Below are 18,196 nucleotides of genomic sequence, written 5' to 3' on the forward strand. Positions count from 1 at the left end.
GTTCTGACATTCCATGATTGGAGTGTCTTTTTTTATATTAAAACTAAATAATAAAAAAGTTCATTGCTCTTTTGTAAATTTAGTATTAAGATTGAGTTAATTATTTGTAAAGGAGGCGCTTACTTGTTTAACTTTTTAAAACCGCCAAAACCAATCGCTCCTCTACCAAAAGAGCAAGTTGATGATACATATAAACAACTGCGAATGAAAGTATTCCTAGGTATCTTCATCGGTTATGCGGGTTATTATTTATTACGTAAAAACTTTTCTCTTGCGATGCCTGATTTGATTGAACAGGGGTTCAGTAAAGGTCAATTAGGTATTGCGCTGTCAGCCGTTTCAATCGCATACGGTTTTAGTAAATTTGTGATGGGAACTGTCAGTGACCGAAGCAATGCACGCATGTTCTTAACACTAGGATTGATTTTGACAGCGATTGTCAATCTGTTGCTTGGTTTTGTTCCTTTCTTCACTTCAAGCATTTTAATTATGTTTATTATGCTGTTCTTAAACGGTTGGTTCCAAGGAATGGGATGGCCCCCTTCAGGACGTGTATTAGTGCATTGGTTCAGTGTAAGTGAACGGGGCAGTAAAACAGCTATTTGGAACGTCGCGCATAATGTCGGCGGTGGTTTAATGGCACCGATTGCGACTTGGGGTATATCTATGACAGCCTTATATAACTTCGGTTATTTAAAAGGATTTGAAGGGGTCTTCATTTATCCCGCATTACTAGCGATTATTATTGCGATCATCTCTTATGTCTTAATCAGAGATACACCGCAATCACAAGGTTTACCACCGATTGAAGCCTATCGCAATGATTACCCGACTGCTTCAAGAACAACACTTGAAACAGAATTAACAACCAAAGAAATCTTATTCAAGTATGTGCTGAATAACAAATGGGTATGGGCAATCGCCTTCGCGAACATTTTCGTTTACTTCGTTCGCTATGGTGTGCTTGACTGGGCACCTGTCTATTTAAGCGAAGAAAAACATTTTGATATGAAAGCCTCTGGATGGGCTTACTTCTTGTACGAGTGGGCTGGTATTCCTGGAACATTGCTTTGTGGTTGGATTTCAGATAAGGTCTTTAAAGGTCGTCGTGGTCCAGCAGGATTCTTCTTTATGTTAGGCGTAACTATTTTCGTCTTAATCTACTGGTTGAACCCTCCAGGTAATCCATTAGTGGATAACTTAGCGCTCGTTGCGATTGGTTTCTTAATCTATGGTCCAGTGATGTTGATTGGTTTACAAGCATTAGACTATGTACCTAAGAAAGCAGCAGGTACAGCTGCTGGATTAACAGGTCTATTCGGTTATCTATTCGGTGCAGTTATGGCTAACATCGTACTTGGTTTCGTGGTTGATCAATTTGGCTGGGATGCAGGTTTCATCTTATTAACAGTGATTAGTATTCTAGCTATGTTAAGCTTTATTCTGACTTGGAATAAACGCGGTCAAGAGACTGTCTAAAAATTTAAAATTGCATATATAAAATAAAACAAGCGACATACGCTGCTTTCTAGCATTGTGTGTCGCTTGTTTTGGTTAAAATTCTTCTTTGTCTTCTTGCATTTCTCTTAAAATATCTTGAAGCTTAATGAACATATTTTCAAAGCCGTGTGCCGTCGCATCATGATATTCTTTCTTCTGCTGTTTGTATTCCAAAGTTGTCCATCGTCTTTCTTTCGGAACAACAGCAGTATATCGGAAATTCATTTGTGTCATGTCTGAGCCTGGTTCACGTTCAAAAATTTCTACTTCAATGGTATCTTCTTTATCGCTGAGTTCAGGCATACCGATTGTCATCACAATTCGGTTAGGTGCTTCTAATTCTTGGAAGACCCCTGTTACTCTGTTCTTCTTACCATTACGTTCATCAACAATTTCATAACGTCTGCCCTCTTCTGGAATCAAGTCAATCGATTGATTTGAACGGTTAGAAGTCATGAACCAACGTCTCATGATATCCGCATCTGTCCAAGCTTGGTAAATCAATTCTGGCGGGATACGCATAAAACGTTCCAATGATATGACTACGACGTCATTTTCAATATTATATCTTGCCACTCTGTCGTCACCTACTTTCGCACTCTTTATTATTCTAACTCATTTAGAAGCATAAGCCAAAGTAATCCTACTAGCAAAGCATTTGTCACTATGCCTCTGTGGTTATTTCACAACAAGATTACTTTAACATTTTTCAAGTGAGAAAGTAAAAATAATTTACGCTTTTTGTTTACGTTTATTTAGTTTTGGAAAATTAAAGATGATTGCGGCTAATCCGCTGATACCTAAAATAATCGGATAAATTGAATATGGCACTAACATAAATGGCGAAATACCTGCGACGCCTGCAGCCGCAATCACCTGTGGACTATAAGGTAAAAGACCTTGGAAGCAGCTGCCGAAAATGTCTAAAATACTTGCTGATTTTCTCGGATCAATATCATATTCATCTGCGATATTTTTAGCTAATGGACCTGCCATTAAAATAGAAATCGTATTATTCGCAGTTGAAATATCTGCAGCACTTACTAAACTTGCGATACCGAACTCTGCACCACGTCTTGATTTGACACGGCTTCGCACAAAGTTAAGCAGCCATGTAATACCGCCATTATGTTGAATGATGCCGATTAAACCGCCAATCATCAATGCAATAATCGCAATATCTTCCATGCCAATCATACCTTCTGATGCAGCTTTCAAGAAACCGATCCAATTAAACGAACCGTCGATTAAACCGATAATACCTGAGAGTACTGTGCCACCTATCAGCACAATAATCACATTTACGCCAATCAAAGCTAAGATTAACACTAATAAATATGGAATCACTTTAATAAACTCAAAACTGTAATCTTTTGTGCTGCTGATGGTTGCGCTATGTGTCAAGATGCCTAAAATAATCATCGTTATAATGGCACCCGGCAACACAATTTTAAAGTTTACTTTGAACTTATCACTCATTTTTGTATGTTGTGTACGTACTGCAGAAATCGTCGTATCTGAAATCATAGATAAGTTATCACCAAACATCGCACCGCCGACAACGGTTGCCATCGCAAGTGCCGCTGAAATATCAGTCGCTTCACTGATACCAAAGCCGACTGGTGCAATAGCTGCGACTGTACCGACTGATGTTCCCATAGAAATAGAAACGAACATACAAATAATAAACAAACCGATAATCAACAAGTTACCCGGAATTAAACTTAAACCTAAATTCACGGTAGATTTCACACCGCCCATATCTTCTGTCACTTTAGAAAAGGCGCCGGCTAATACGAAAATTAAGACCATCAGAATAATATTAGAATGGCCTGCACCTTTTGTGAAGACTTCAACTTTCTCAGTGAATTTTTCTTTGCGATTCATTATTAATGCGACAATTACCGCAATTGTAATCGCAATATTTAACGGCATCTTCGTAAAGTCGCCGGTAATAATCCCTACACCTAAGAACAAACCAACAAATAATATTAAAGGAATCAGTGCGACTGCATTGCCTTTTTGTTTCTGTTCAGACATGATTCAAACACCTCACTCATGATATTAAAAAATCCTTTTTTCAGCTAAGAAAAAAGGATACATTATACTTCTTATCTCTTAGCAAATAGTTGCTATGGGAATTGGCACACGCGTCGCTAACAGCGAACCATGTTGCCGAGGTTTCAAAGTGCCCATCACTCCACCTCTCTTGATAAGCTATATTTATTTTTATTTTTTGAATCTTTTTAAACCTATCATGATTGTAATAGTTAGTCAATCATCAAAGTATGAACTTTTCATTAAGCAATTATTCTGTCGGTCTTTCTAATACAAACTCTTGACCTAGTTTTACATAATCATTACCAGCTAAACGACCGACAGGATGTAATGTTTGTACATCAATTTTATGCGGATCAATGTATACATCATCTGAAATATGATAGCGAACAACTTCACCTAAGATTAAATCACTGCCTGCTTGGTCATCACCAAGTTCAATCACACGATCTAATTTACATTCAAAGCGGATACGTGCCCCTTCAACCGCTGGTACATTAACGACATCTGAAGGAATCGTTTTGAAATCCGTACGTTCTAATTCATTGGCTTCACGCTCAATCGGTGCAGCTGTACTATTAATGCCTTCAATCATAGACAGTTCAGAAATGTGTACGACAAATTCTCCAGTATCAATGATATTTTGTGCTGTATCTTTACGGACACCTTCTGTACGTCCTGTTGAAATCATAATCATCGGCGGATGACTGCTGACCACATTAAAGAAACTGAATGGTGCCGCATTTAAATGACCTGCTTTATCTTGAGAAGTCACAAAAGCAATGGGTCTTGGTAACACACTGCCGCTTAATAATTTATAATTTTCTCGTTGTGTTAAATCGTTAGGGTTAAAATGTTTCATCATTCTACCTCCTTAGTTACTATACTAATTATACCTATAGCATAATAAACTAAACCTTACTTTGCGAATAATGTGTTTGTAAGTATAAAAACAGCGCTCCAATTTTAAATGGAACGCTGTCCTAATCATAGCTTAGTTGATTTGTTTACCACCTGTTACGCCATACACTTGGCCTGTTGTATAACTTGATTCATCTGAAGCAAGTAAGACATAAGTGCCGGCTAATTCAACAGGTTGACCTGCACGGCCCATCATTGAACTTTGACCGAATTCAGGAATTTTACTTTGCGGTTGACCACCAGAAATTTGTAGTGGTGACCAGAATGGTCCGGGTGCAACTGAGTTCACACGGATACCTTTATCGATTAATTCTTTCGCTAAGCTTTTCGTTAATGAAATAATCGCAGCTTTAGTTGCCGCATAGTCATGCAAGATCGGGTTAGGATCATAACCTTGAATAGATGTTGTCGTTGTGATTGTCGCACCTGGCTTTAGATACTCAAGTGCTTTTTGTACTGTCCAGAATAGTGAATACACATTCGTTGTGAAAGTTTGTGTGAAATCTTCTGTTTTGAAGTTTTCAAAGCCTTCATGATATTGCTGATGTCCGGCAACTAGTGTCACATTATCTAAACCGCCAAGTGTTTCGTGTGCATATTCAACTAAATCGTAGTTGAATTGCTCGTCTGATAAATCACCTGGTTTTAAATAAACAGTACCACCTGTATCTTCAATCACTTTTTTAACTTCTTGTGCATCGTCTTCTTCTTTTGGATGATAGTTAATCACGACAGACGCACCTTCTCGTGCATACGCAATTGCAACAGCACGACCAATCGCAGAGTCACCGCCTGTGACTAATGCTTTCAAGCCTTCTAGGCGTCCATGTCCTTTATAAGATGTTTCGCCACAGTCTGGTTTTGGATCCATATCTGTTTGGAAACCTGGCCATTCTTGTTCTTGTTTCGGAAAATCTTGATCAGAGAATTTCGTACGTGGATCTTGTGGTGCCATTATCTATCACTCCTCAATATTTTGTCTCTCTATTGATATACCACAAAATCTATATTTCATTCATAGACAAATTAAAATAATTTTTGAACTAAATTTGCAAGAAACTCAGGCGCTGTTTTCAGAATAGCTTCATCCGGGTTATATTTTGGATGATGCAAATCATACTCAGATTGTGAGCCAATGAAACTGAAGACACCCAGGACAGTATCACTCATCGCCGAGAAATCTTCACCAATCGTTTTAGGTTGACTTAATTGTTCAACTTTATACCCTGTCTCATGTGCCGCTTCTTGTGCAATCTGTGTTAAACCTTCATGATTCATAACAGCATTCGGTAAATGAATATATTCTAATTCAATCTCAGCATTAAACGCAGCACCTAAACCATCACAAATACTTTGTAGACGTTGCTCTGCAAACGCACGTGTTTCATTATTAAATGTACGTACTGTGCCTTGAATGTGTGCTGAATCTGGAATGACATTCCAAGTGTTGCCAGCCGATACTTCACCAATTGTCACAACTGCAGAATCAAATGCTGAGACATTACGACTGACGATAGACTGCACACTCGTTAGCAATTGTCCTAAAATAATCATCGGGTCATTGCTTTCTTCAGGTTTTGCGGCGTGACCGCCTTTCGCTTTAATTCGAATAAAGAAACGATCTACTGCTGAAGTCAACGCACCTGATTTAATCGCTAAAGTACCCACATCTAATGTCGGATCATTATGAAAGCCTGTCACAGCTTTAACGCCTTCTAACACACCCGCTTCCACCATCTGTTGTGCACCACTGCCTACTTCTTCAGCAGCTTGAAATAAAATACGGACACGTCCTGGCAGTTCTACTTCTCTCTCTTTCAACAACAATGCAGCGCCTAGAATACTCGCCATATGTATATCATGACCGCAAGCATGCATGACGCCTTTGTTTTGGGAGGTAATCTCACTCTCTACTTGCTCTTCGATAGGTAAAGCATCAATATCTGTACGTAATGCGACTACCGTATCGCCCTCACCGATTTCTGCGACTAAACCAGTGTTTAACGAATAATCTATTAATTTAATGTCATGCGCTTCTAAAATTTCTTTTAAACGCGCAGTCGTTTCATATTCTTGATAAGAGACTTCTGGATGTTGGTGAAACATCCGTCTCCATTCGACTAATTGTTCATAATGACTCATATACTTTCCCTTCCTTTACTTACAACATAGATCACTAAATAAATTGCTGAACCCGCAGCAACACCAAAGGCTAAATTATTGGTTACTAGCGTGACAATCATCGTACCGATTATCGTTGACGTATTTAATACAGGTGCTGCTTTAATTGCTTGCAGCGTACGTCTATCAAAGGTATTCAATGCGATTGAAACTAAAACCGTCGCAAGTACGACCATTGGAATCAGTGCGATTACAGGTCCTAAGACGTAAATCGTCAGTAATAAAAATAAAGCAGTCACTAATGTCGCATAACGTGCAGTCGCACCGACTTTCACATTAAATTTCGATTGACCGACTAATGCACTGCCTCCGAAACCACCCAATAGCCCTGCTGCTAAATTCGCAAGGCCTTGTGCAGCCGATTCTTGATTTAAACAACTCCGTTCATGTGTCAGCACATCTAATGCTTGTGCAGTCAATAAAGATTGCAGCGTACCGACTATTGCCATGGTGATGCCATAACCTACAATGATTAATAAGGCATGACTTTCTGTAAACAGATGAAACTGAGATAATTGGAGTTTAGGTAAGACTACATAGATGTCTGCTAAATCTTTCACATAATGTAATTTCGGGTGAATGAGATGCGCAATGATGGTTAAAACAATAATTGAAATTAAAGGTGCTGGTATAAATGAAATCCAACGCGGCGCAAACCAAATAATTATAAAAGAAACAATCGCAAATAAATACGTAGCGATTGAAATGTTGAAAATATTATCTATTTGCGAAGACATCAATAATAACGCTAAGGCGTTCATAAAGCCGACTACAACTGCTTGTGGAATACGTTCAATCAATCGTCCTACATTTAATGCACCCATACCTAATTGCAGAATCCCCATAACAATCGTCGCACAGATTAAATAACCCACACCATGATGCATGACTAAGGGTGCTGCGACTAAGGCAATACCACTGCTTGGTCCTGTAATCATCAATGTTCTGCCGGCAGTCAGACTGAGTACAATCATCATAATACCCATGCTCAACAAACCTACCGATGGATTCATACCGACAATAAATGAATACGCAATGGCTCCGGGCAATGCGGATAACGCAATTAAAATACCTGCCAGTACATTATCCTTAATGTCACCTTTCCATTGATTCACATACGCTTGACGTTCCAATTTTTTTCACCCACCCATTTCTCTATGCACTTATCTTAACATAAATTGTCAGACTATTAAGATACAAAAAAACAGCTACACCTATGATTTCACATAAGTATAGCTGTAAAAAAGTTTTATTTAACTGATTGTCGAAGCTTATTGTTGTACTTCAATACGGTTATCGATAAAGAGCTTACCGTCTTTATAAACATATTCCGCATGGTTGATACCATAATGATATGGTACATATTCATAATTCGGTACATTCCAAATTACGAAGTTTGCGCGGTCGTCTTGTTCTAACGTACCTGCATCTGCATCAATTGCTTTTGCCGCATTGACTGTAACTGCGTTCCAAATTTCATTTGGTGTTAATTTTAATTTCAACGCTGCAATCGCCATAACCATTTGCAAGTTGTTCGTTACGTTACTGCCTGGGTTGAAGTCGGATGCAATCGCTACTGCACCATTATTATCCAACATACCACGCGCATCTGCGTATTGGTCTTTACCTAAATAGAATGTTGTCCCTGGTAAAACAACCGCAACTGTATCGCTATCTTTTAATGCTTGTTTATCTTCTTCACTTGAAGCGACTAAGTGATCAGCTGAAATCGCACCTTGTTCAATCGCTACGCCTAAACCACCTAAAGGATCAATCTCATCTGCGTGAATTTTAACATCAAAGCCTTGTTCTTTAGCTGCTTTCATATATTCACGTGATTCATCAACTGTAAAGACGCCTGTTTCGCAGAAGATATCCGCAAAGTCTGCATATTCCTTTACTTCTGGTAATAAGTCAATCATCTCTTGTAAGAACGCTTGATTAGATTCCGCTTCTTTCGGAACAGCGTGCGGCCCTAAGAATGTGTGTTTCATTGTAATACCATACTTTTGTTCTAAAGCATGTGACACTTTTAATTGTTTCAATTCATTCTCTTTATCTAAACCATAACCGCTCTTACTTTCTACCGTTAACACACCATAAGACATCATTTCACGTAAAGACTTGTCTGTTTTCTTCAACAACTCATCTTCCGTTGCCTCACGTGTAGCTTTAACTGTAGATAAAATACCGCCGCCTTGTTCTAGAATTTCCAGATAAGACGCACCTTGTTGTTTTAAGGCCATTTCATGCTCTCTCGAACCGCCGAATACTAAGTGTGTATGTGCATCAACTAAAGCAGGTGATACGACTTTGCCAGTCGCATCTACCACTTCTTGTGCTTCATACTCTTCAGTATGTGGTCCTGCATAAACTACTTTACCGTCTTTCGCGACTAATGTTGCGTTTTCAATGACTTTTAATTCATTGAGCTGATTACCTTTTAAAGGTTTATCAGTTTTCTTCGGTAAAATTAATTGTGCAATATTTTGGATAACAACATCATTACTCATTAGAATCTTGCTCCTTTAACATTGGAATATCGACACCTTTTTCATTTGCTGTATCAATCGCAATATCATAGCCAGCATCAGCATGTCTTACTACACCCATACCCGGATCTGTTGTCAATACTCGTTTCAAACGTGCTTCTGCACGATCTGAACCGTCTGCAACAACAACCATACCGGCATGTAATGAATAACCCATACCTACACCGCCGCCGTGGTGGACTGAAATCCAAGAACCGCCTGCTGCAGTATTTACTAATGCGTTTAAGATTGCCCAGTCACCAACAGCATCTGAACCGTCTTTCATTGATTCAGTTTCACGGTTTGGTGATGCTACTGAACCTGAGTCTAAGTGGTCACGTCCGATAACAACTGGTGCTGAAATTTCACCGTTACGTACTAATTCATTTAATTTAAGACCCATTTTGGCACGTTCACCGTAACCTAACCATGCAATTCTTGAAGGTAAACCTTGGAACGCAATTTTTTCAGTTGCCATATCTAACCAACGCATTAACTTCTCATCTTCAGGGAAAAGTTCACGCATTGCTTGGTCTGCACGTTCAATATCTTTCGGATCACCACTTAATGCCGCAAAACGGAAAGGTCCTTTACCTTCACAGAATAACGGTCTGATGTACGCTGGTACGAAACCAGGGAAATCAAAGGCATTTTCTAAACCTTGGTCATATGCTACTTGACGGATATTATTACCATAGTCAAATGCAACTGCTCCACGTTTTTGGAATTCTAACATTGCTGCTACATGATTTTTCATTGATTGTGAAGATAATTTCACATATTCGTCTGGATTTGCATCACGTAATGCTGATGCTTCTTCTAAAGAATAACCTTCAGGAACATAACCATTTAACGGGTCATGCGCAGACGTTTGGTCTGTGATGATATCAATTTTGAAATCACGTTTTAAAATTTCATTATAAACTTCAGGCGCATTGCCGACTAAACCGACAGATAATGGTTTGCCTGCTTCTTTCGCTTCTTGTGCTTTTTCTAACGCTTCATCTAAAGAATCCGTGATAATATCGCAATAACGTGTTTCAATACGTTTTTCGATACGAGATGGATCCACATCTACACCGATAACTACCCCTTCATTCATCGTAACAGCTAATGGTTGCGCACCACCCATGCCGCCTAAACCAGCTGTTAATGTGATAGTACCTTTTAATGAACCATCATAGTGTTGGTTTGCGAGTTCTGCGAATGTTTCATATGTTCCTTGAACAATTCCTTGAGAGCCGATATAAATCCAGCTGCCTGCTGTCATTTGACCATACATCATTAAACCTTTTTTATCTAATTCATGGAAGTGTTCCCAGTGCGCCCATTTCGGTACAAGTACAGAGTTTGATAATAATACACGTGGTGCTTCTTCATGTGTTTTAAAGACAGCAACAGGTTTACCAGATTGAACTAACATTGTTTCATCACTTTCTAAGCGACGTAATGTATCTACAATCGCATCAAACGCTTCCCAGTTACGTGCCGCTTTACCAATACCCCCGTAAACGACTAACTTTTCAGGATGCTCTGCTACTTCTGGATCTAAGTTATTGTATAACATTCGAAGGACTGCTTCTTGTTCCCATCCTTTACATTCAATTTCCAATCCTTTTTTCGCTTTAATTTGTCTGCCTTTCGCTGCTACTTCTTTAGTCATAATCAATCTCTCCTTTGTTTAGTTATGAATTTAAAAACACAGTTTTAGATTTCAATTTAGAAAATTAATAACGCAAATGGAATCGCAATCAATAAAGTCAGTGCGACACGGATGAACCAAATTAATGCCAATTTCCAAATTGGAATTTTGATATCCGTTGCTAAAATACAAGGTACCAGCGCTGAGAAGAAAATAATTGCTGAAATACTTGTAATAGCTGTCACTAACTTAACTGCCATCGTTGACTTCACGACTAATAGAGATGGTAAGAACATCTCGATTAATGAAATCGCCGAAGCTTTTGCTAGCAATGGTTTATCCGCAATCGGGAAAATATAGATAAACGGATAAAAGATATAACTTAACCAATCAATCACTGGTGTGAAATTTGCAAGCAACAATCCGAAGAATCCGATTGATAAGATAGATGGTAAAATCGCCATCGTCATTTCAAATCCATCTTTCACATTCACCCAAATGTTTTTAAGTAATGGTAAAGACCCGTGTGATTGGCGTTTCGCTTCATCATATGCTGCGACCACACGATTGCCGTTAACTTCAACTTCTTTCTGACCTTCTTGGCCTTCAAAATATTCCTCTGATTCATTTCGAATCGGCGGTAAATGTGCCGATATGGCTGTCACTACAAATGTAATGATCAACGTACTCCAGAAGAATAAATTCCAATGCGGCATTAACTCTAATGTATTTGCGACAATAACCATGAAAGTTGCAGATACTGTTGAGAATCCCGTCGCGATAATGACCGCTTCTTTCTTGTTATACATTCCATCTTTATAGACACGATTTGTAATCAAGAGACCTAATGAATAACTGCCGACGAAAGATGCCACGGCATCTACCGCAGATTTACCTGGCGTCTTGAAGACTGGACGCATAATCGGCTGCATTAATACCCCGATAAATTCAAGCAGCCCGTATCCGACAAGTAATGATAGTGCCACAGCACCGACTGGAATCAAGATACTTAGCGGCAACATCAATTTATCGAATAAGAACGGTCCGTAATTCGGATTAAATAATAAAGCAGGTCCTATTTTAAAGACATACATAATACCGATGACTGCTCCGAGTACTTTGAAAAGAACTACCACAAAGTCTGTCACTGATTTTGTATATTCTTTACGAATAATCGGTAACGTAGCACCTACTAATATCATCAACAATGCGACATAAGGCATTGCTACTCCGAATGCTGCGCGAATCCATAAATGAACATGATCTACAATAATCGTGTTCGTTCCGTTAATTGTCACTGGTACGAAGAAACATAAAATTCCGATAATGCTGAATACGTAAAACCGCCACATGCCGACCCCCGTCTGCTTATCAGCGGGTTTACTCTCAGGCTGGAATTCCATTTCGCCAGAAACCAAATCTGCTTCTGTTTTCATACTTGACACACCCCTTTGTTTTACAAGTACGACAAAGCTGTTTTATCTGACTGGCTCTCGATGACTTAAGCTTCGCATCATGTTATGAATTTTTGAATGATAGTGATAGGTCGATCAGCTCACGTAAAAATGATCCCCTTCATTTTATGTACGTCCCCTTGTTTACTCATCAACCTCACATCATCATTCTTACAAGTTACACTGATTATTCCATGTTATAATGAATAAATAGTTATAATTTTTAGATTATTAACTGTGGTAGTTTATTGAATATTCCGAAATTTTAGCGTTAAAAACATTGCGTTAGAATATTTTTGTATAACTTGTAATACAACTTAAGTATACGCGTAGAAGATTATAAGCTTCAAATATCAATAAACTAATCATTTATAGCTTAAAACTATAATAAGGGGTTAACGCACGTGTCACAAAGATTTCAGCACGTCTAAACAGGGGGATAATTTTATGAAAATTATACAATTAGAGTACTTTTTAGCGGTCGTTAAATACAATAGTTTTACAAAAGCAGCACAGTTTCTACATATCAGTCAGCCATCTTTAACAACTGCGATAAAGAAAATAGAAGATGATTTGGGGTATCTTCTGTTTATCAGAACAACAAAAGCTTTAAAAATTACAGAGAAAGGCATCCAATTCTATAAACATGCGACAGACTTAGTTGAAATGTATCATCGTACATTGGATCAGATGTATGATTTGAATATCAGTGATGAACCACGTATTAAACTTTCAATATTAGAGTCTACGAGTGCTTGGATGGCTATGGTCATCCAACAACATCATTATCAATTTCATAAACAACGTTATCAAATTGTCGAACAACATAGTCTTGAACATATAATTTCCAGCCTGTTGAATTTTGATATTTCATTTGCGATTTTTAACGAAGCTATACAACGCGAAGGCATTGTTTCTGTGCCTTTATATCAGGAACCTTATGTATTGATTACACCTAAAGATACTTTTAATAATCAACGTAGTATCAGTGCTGAAACATTACAGCAATTGCCTTTAATCTTGCCGAATCGACAATACCAAGTACGAAAACATGTTGATGAATATTTTAAACATATGAATATCCATCCGAATATTGTGCTTGAAGTGGACCGTTTTGAAACAGCGACGACATTAGTTCATAGAGGTTTAGGCCATACAATCATCCCGAGATTCTACTATCAATCTTCTTCCGCAAATCATTTAAATGCGGTCAAATTAGAACCGAATATTGAACGTACAATTTATTTAAACTACCTAGAAAAACGTAAACTCTCAGAACCAGCGAATCAACTCATTGATGCCTGTATTGATTATTGGAAGATGAATTAAAATAAGACGGATACTTCAAATTCGTGGAAGTATCCGTCTTATTTATCTCTATTAATGAATGAAGTTGTGCAATAATAATGCGACGAGTTTTGCGGTACGATTATCAACATCATGTAATGGATTCGTTTCTGCAATACTTACAGATATTAATTTCTCATGTCCAATGACACGTCTTGTTAACTCTAAAATAATATGCGGTGTTAAGCCATTAACTGCTGGTGCACTGACACCTGGCGCAAATGCACTATCTACCACATCCATACAAATCGTCAGCATGATAACATCGTGCTTGTTAATAAAATGATCTAATTTATCTTTAATTGTCGGAGAAATCTCATGTAAGATTTCATCTACAGTTACATATTCAATGCCTCGCTTATCTGCATAGTCAAATAAATGTTTTGTATTGCTTGCTGGTTGAATACCTAATACAAAATAGTGCGCATTGTCATCTTCTTCTAAAATTTGTCTGAAACTCGTACCTGAAGTGGAAGATTCTGCTTCTCTTGTATCGAAATGTGCATCAATATTAATCACACCTATCGATGCATCTGGATAAGATTTACGCATCGCTAAATATTGTGCATAAGCAATATCATGCCCGCCTCCGACTAATAATGAATAATTATGATTTCCAAACATTTTTGAAGCTAAGTCTGCATATTCTTCTTGTGTTTCAATTAATGCATCATGATTATGATAGACATTACCGTAATCATAAACCGGGCAAGGTGTTAACACTGATAAATTCGCAAATGCTTTACGTATTGCATCTGGACCTTCTTGTGCACCTACTCGACCATTGTTGAGTTCTACCCCTTTATCAACAGCATAGCCTAAAATGCCTGTACCCTGTTTTCGATCAAACTTTGTTTCATTAATGTCTTTCAGTTCAATTGTTTGAAAGTGTCTGAATTGCGATGAATCTGTTTCACTATCCACTCTACCTGTCCATAAATCTTTGTTGGCTTGCTTATACATGTTCCACATCCTCCTTAAGTCATACCTTGTGAATCATTATATACATTTCTTAATAGTCTATTCTACTTTTTGCATACCCTTTTCTGAAAAAATTTAAAACGCTTACACTTAAACTTGTTGCATTCAACCTTTACAACGAGATTTCATTTAGAAGTCATTTCAGGGGAAGTGATTTATTTCTGTTTTATTGAGATGTATAATACTATTAGGTTATTATGTATATCCATACGCTAAAAAACAGTTAAAACTTTGAATACATACTTAAGGGTTCACTCTATATGTAATGTATTATATGATAGAAGTTAATATAAAAATGTATGGATATTGCCGCAATTATTGGAGGTTTCATAATGGACACGAAACGCATATCAGGTTTCCAATGGGCTATGACGATTTTTGTCTTCTACGTACTTGCATACGCACTCCCGTTGGTTCTGAAAGATTTTCAAGGCCAAGTTCCATTCAAACGCTTTGTCTTTGATTTGAGTACACTTGCGCCATTTATCGCAGCTATTATCTGCTTAATTGTATTTCGAAATAAACGCGCTCAGCTAGCCAGCTTAAAGTTCACAATCAGTTTTAAAGTGATTGAACGCATTATTTTAGCGTTAATCTTACCGCTTGTGATTTGTATTATTTGTATGTTTGCCTTTAATACTTACGCAGACAGTTTTATTATTTTACAATCTAAAAACTTATCTGTGTCTGTGACTTCTATTTTAATCGGACATCTTTTAATGGCATTCTTTGTAGAATTCGGGTTCCGTTCATACTTACAGAATGTCGTAGAAACGAAAACAAATACGTTATTCGCATCTATCCTAATCGGTATTTTGTATGCTTTATGGAATGTGAATACGACTTATACATTAGAATTCACACTATATAACTTGTTATATCACTTCGCTTTCTCAATGATTATCGGTGAATTGATCAGAGGTACTAAAGGACGTACAATCTACATTGCGGTGGCATTCCATGCTTTAATGTCATTTGGCTTAGTCTTCTTCTTTAGTGAAGAACTTGGAGATGTCTTCTCTATGAAAGTAATCGCATTAAGTACAGCACTTGTAGGCGCTGTCTTCATTCTGCTCAGCTTACTTATTAGAGCAGCTTTCTACTTTTTCACAAAAGATTCTTTAGAAGAAGTGGAACCGAACAATCCTTTAGATTATCCAAAAGATGAAGAAGACGAAGATGTCGAAGTATCAGAAACTGCGCAAACAGAAGAAGCAACACCAGTTACTGAAGATACTGAATCTGAGCCTACAACAAAGGATTCTGAATCTGTTAAAGAAGATGAACCCGCACAATCAAAAAATACAGACGAACCTAAATAAGTAAGTCGACTTATTATAAAAGCGCTGACAGATACCATGTAGTTATCTGCCAGCGCTTCTTTGTATATTATGATTTAAATGACTTGAGTGTCTTTAAACCTTATCAATAATTTCGACACCTTCTTGTTTGCCTACGATGACGCGGTCTGCAAGGTCTAAGAAGTATCCAGTTTCTAATACACCTGTTAAATGAATTAAATACTCATGCATGTCGTATGGATCAGTGTTTGGTGGTAATTCAACATCTAAAATATAATTATCATTATCTGTGATAAAAGTAATATCTTCTACATTACGGCGTGATACTTTAGCTTTAGTATCAAGCTCTATTTTCTTAGCGACAAGCATCCAGTTGAAGCGATCAACTTCTACTGGTAATTTAAATGTTTGGCCTAAGTAATCGACTTGTTTCGTTTCATCTGCGATGACTACAAAACGTTCAGCCATTTCATCAATGACTTTTTCACGAAACAGTGCACCGCCGCCGCCTTTGATTAAATTTAATTGCGGGTCAAATTCATCTGCACCGTCAATTGCCACATCAATATGATCGACATCATTAACGTTAACAATCGTAATCCCTAATTCTTTCGCAAGCAAAGCAGTTTTATTAGATGTACAAACACCTGTAATTGTAGCGCCATCATCTAATAATTTCGCGATATGCGGTAATAAAAGTTCAATCGTACTGCCTGTCCCAATACCGACAACCATACCATCTTTAATTTCTGATACTGCGTCTTTCACAGTTTGTAATTTTAACGCTCTAACATCCATCACTGAATACTCCTTGTCATTGTATTACTCAGATTTTTCTATAATTTGATACGTTGTTTTAGAAAAGAAGGTATCACCTTTACGTAAAATAGACGGTGCTTCTTCTCCCAATAAATTAATATCATTTGGTAAGCATTGTGCTTCTAAAGTAAAACCTGAGTGTGGTTTATAAATGTTCATATCACTTTCCCAATTGTTTGTTTCATTAAAGGTAAAGATAACGACATGTGGCATATCTGTTTTCATTTTCAATAAGAATTGGCTGTTTTCAACAGTCAATTCTTCACCGATTGTAAATGGGTGATCTAGACCGTGATAACGTTCAATTTGTGCGTGTAATTGCTCATCTTCCGCTTTGCCGATTTCTTCAAACTTCATAGATTGTTTACCTAAGACATTGATTAAATCAATAGTATTATCAAGTGTTGGTAAATTTTTATCATTCAATAAATGCAGTTTCAATGTTGAACTTGTTAAAATATGATTGTTTATTTCTTTATTATCTCGGTTCAAGTTGAAATAGACATGGTTGGTCGGATTGAACAATGTAGTTTCTGTTGCTTCTGCGCGATATTCAATTGTCCATCTGTTATCGATATCATACGTATGTATAATCTTTAGTTTAATATCGCCTGGGTAATGATCATCTGCTGATTTAATAGTAGTCGTGAAAATAATTTGAATATAGCCGCCGTTATCATCTTTAATTTCATAATCAAAATAGTGTTTGTTGATTCCATGAAAACCGCCATGTAAATGATGTGGCGGATCGTTTTGTTCAAGTTGGTAAGTTTTACCTTCTAATTCAAAGCGTCCATCTTCAATACGTCCCCCGAAACGTCCGACACTTGCGCCGAAGTAATACGGATTTTCATGATAATACTCATCCGCTTCAACCACATTTCCTAACACAATATTGTTATCTTCATACTTCCAAGACACAATACGCGCCCCAAAATTTGAAAAGATAATTTTCGCTTGGTCATTATCAATCTTAATTAAATCCAAACCGTTTCTTTGGTGCTCCACTTCTGTAAACATCATTTCAATACACCCTTTCCTTGCCCGATGAAAATCATCAGCCTCTATCAGGCAGCAACATAATCAAGACACCGATAATACATACAATGCCGCCGATGACATCATATTTATCTGGCATCTGTTTGTCAAAAACATATCCCCATATAATACTCATAACGATGAACACACCGCCATATGCTGCATATACTCTGCTGAATGTTGGAAATACTTGGAATGTTGCGATGACACCGTATGTAATTAACAGGATACCTCCAAGCATCCCTAACAACGGCGATTGTGCATCTCTCAGCCACAACCAAATTAAATAACCGCCGCCGATTTCACACAGCCCTGCTAAAATAAAAATTGCAATTGGATACATCATATACTGACTGCCACCTATTTTTAATAATACTTTCCTCACTTTATATTTTAACAATAAGGCGCATGGTTTACTAGATG

The 18,196-nt window shown here is 37.6% G+C and carries 16 protein-coding genes and 1 riboswitch; of the genes, 3 read left to right on the forward strand and 13 right to left on the reverse strand.

What is annotated here, in order from left to right; genetic code table 11:
• Window positions 1-123: 123 nt before the first annotated feature.
• Window positions 124-1,479: a glycerol-3-phosphate transporter gene (glpT, locus tag BU038_RS04845; protein WP_107605076.1), complete on the forward strand. Its 1,356-nt coding sequence runs from the start codon at window positions 124-126 to the stop codon at window positions 1,477-1,479.
• 75 nt (window positions 1,480-1,554) lie between these two features.
• Here the strand turns inward: glpT and BU038_RS04850 are convergent, their stop codons facing one another.
• The 9 genes from BU038_RS04850 to BU038_RS04890 all read right to left on the reverse strand — a co-directional run bounded on the left by BU038_RS04850 (window position 1,555) and on the right by BU038_RS04890 (window position 12,236).
• Window positions 1,555-2,076: an SRPBCC family protein gene (locus BU038_RS04850; RefSeq protein WP_002479660.1), complete on the reverse strand. Its 522-nt coding sequence runs from the start codon at window positions 2,074-2,076 to the stop codon at window positions 1,555-1,557.
• Between the two features lie 156 nt (window positions 2,077-2,232).
• Window positions 2,233-3,540 (reverse strand): Na+/H+ antiporter NhaC family protein, encoded by a 1,308-nt coding sequence (locus BU038_RS04855; RefSeq protein WP_107605077.1) that lies wholly within the window; start codon window positions 3,538-3,540, stop codon window positions 2,233-2,235.
• Window positions 3,541-3,608: 68 nt separating this feature from the next.
• Window positions 3,609-3,719, reverse strand: a riboswitch (SAM riboswitch).
• An 89-nt stretch (window positions 3,720-3,808) separates the two neighbouring features.
• The gene (locus tag BU038_RS04860; RefSeq protein WP_107605078.1) at window positions 3,809-4,420 is read right to left on the reverse strand and encodes a flavin reductase family protein; all 612 of its coding nucleotides are present in this window, start codon (window positions 4,418-4,420) and stop codon (window positions 3,809-3,811) included.
• A gap of 132 nt (window positions 4,421-4,552) precedes the next feature.
• Entirely contained in the window at window positions 4,553-5,434 is an 882-nt protein-coding gene (locus BU038_RS04865) for an SDR family oxidoreductase (RefSeq protein WP_107605079.1), read from the reverse strand.
• A 71-nt stretch (window positions 5,435-5,505) separates the two neighbouring features.
• A complete protein-coding gene (locus tag BU038_RS04870) occupies window positions 5,506-6,621 on the reverse strand; it encodes an amidohydrolase (protein ID WP_107605080.1) in 1,116 nt (371 codons plus the stop codon).
• On the reverse strand, window positions 6,618-7,793 hold the full coding sequence (locus BU038_RS04875; RefSeq protein ID WP_107605081.1) for a SulP family inorganic anion transporter: 1,176 nt from the start codon (window positions 7,791-7,793) through the stop codon (window positions 6,618-6,620). Before BU038_RS04875 ends, BU038_RS04870 begins: the two co-directional genes overlap by 4 nt.
• Window positions 7,794-7,931: 138 nt before the next feature.
• On the reverse strand, window positions 7,932-9,173 hold the full coding sequence (hutI, locus tag BU038_RS04880) for an imidazolonepropionase (protein WP_107605082.1): 1,242 nt from the start codon (window positions 9,171-9,173) through the stop codon (window positions 7,932-7,934).
• The gene (gene hutU / locus BU038_RS04885; protein WP_107605083.1) at window positions 9,166-10,854 is read right to left on the reverse strand and encodes a urocanate hydratase; all 1,689 of its coding nucleotides are present in this window, start codon (window positions 10,852-10,854) and stop codon (window positions 9,166-9,168) included. The genes hutI and hutU overlap by 8 nt, the downstream gene beginning before the upstream one ends.
• A 56-nt stretch (window positions 10,855-10,910) precedes the next feature.
• Window positions 10,911-12,236: a YjiH family protein gene (locus tag BU038_RS04890; protein ID WP_199219687.1), complete on the reverse strand. Its 1,326-nt coding sequence runs from the start codon at window positions 12,234-12,236 to the stop codon at window positions 10,911-10,913.
• Window positions 12,237-12,734: 498 nt separating this feature from the next.
• Here BU038_RS04890 and BU038_RS04895 point away from each other — a divergent pair, with 498 nt between their 5' ends.
• Window positions 12,735-13,616 (forward strand): LysR family transcriptional regulator, encoded by an 882-nt coding sequence (locus BU038_RS04895; RefSeq protein WP_107605085.1) that lies wholly within the window; start codon window positions 12,735-12,737, stop codon window positions 13,614-13,616.
• 51 nt (window positions 13,617-13,667) lie between these two features.
• On the opposite strand, the gene hutG is transcribed toward BU038_RS04895, so the two are convergent.
• The gene (gene hutG / locus BU038_RS04900) at window positions 13,668-14,597 is read right to left on the reverse strand and encodes a formimidoylglutamase (RefSeq protein ID WP_107605086.1); all 930 of its coding nucleotides are present in this window, start codon (window positions 14,595-14,597) and stop codon (window positions 13,668-13,670) included.
• A gap of 350 nt (window positions 14,598-14,947) precedes the next feature.
• Here hutG and BU038_RS04905 point away from each other — a divergent pair, with 350 nt between their 5' ends.
• Complete coding sequence (locus BU038_RS04905; protein ID WP_107605087.1) at window positions 14,948-15,937, forward strand: CPBP family intramembrane glutamic endopeptidase; 990 nt, start codon at window positions 14,948-14,950, stop codon at window positions 15,935-15,937.
• A gap of 93 nt (window positions 15,938-16,030) precedes the next feature.
• On the opposite strand, the gene BU038_RS04910 is transcribed toward BU038_RS04905, so the two are convergent.
• From BU038_RS04910 to BU038_RS04920, 3 genes are read right to left on the reverse strand one after another with little or no spacing between them, the layout of a single operon-like run.
• Window positions 16,031-16,717 (reverse strand): ribose 5-phosphate isomerase A, encoded by a 687-nt coding sequence (locus BU038_RS04910; protein WP_241963149.1) that lies wholly within the window; start codon window positions 16,715-16,717, stop codon window positions 16,031-16,033.
• A gap of 21 nt (window positions 16,718-16,738) precedes the next feature.
• Window positions 16,739-17,755: an aldose epimerase family protein gene (locus tag BU038_RS04915; protein WP_425385743.1), complete on the reverse strand. Its 1,017-nt coding sequence runs from the start codon at window positions 17,753-17,755 to the stop codon at window positions 16,739-16,741.
• Window positions 17,756-17,792: 37 nt separating this feature from the next.
• On the reverse strand, window positions 17,793-18,119 hold the full coding sequence (locus tag BU038_RS04920; RefSeq protein WP_107605090.1) for a YnfA family protein: 327 nt from the start codon (window positions 18,117-18,119) through the stop codon (window positions 17,793-17,795).
• Window positions 18,120-18,196: the final 77 nt, after the last annotated feature.

It is taken from the genome of Staphylococcus simulans (assembly GCF_003043455.1).
Classification (GTDB): Bacteria; Bacillota; Bacilli; order Staphylococcales; family Staphylococcaceae; genus Staphylococcus; species Staphylococcus simulans_A.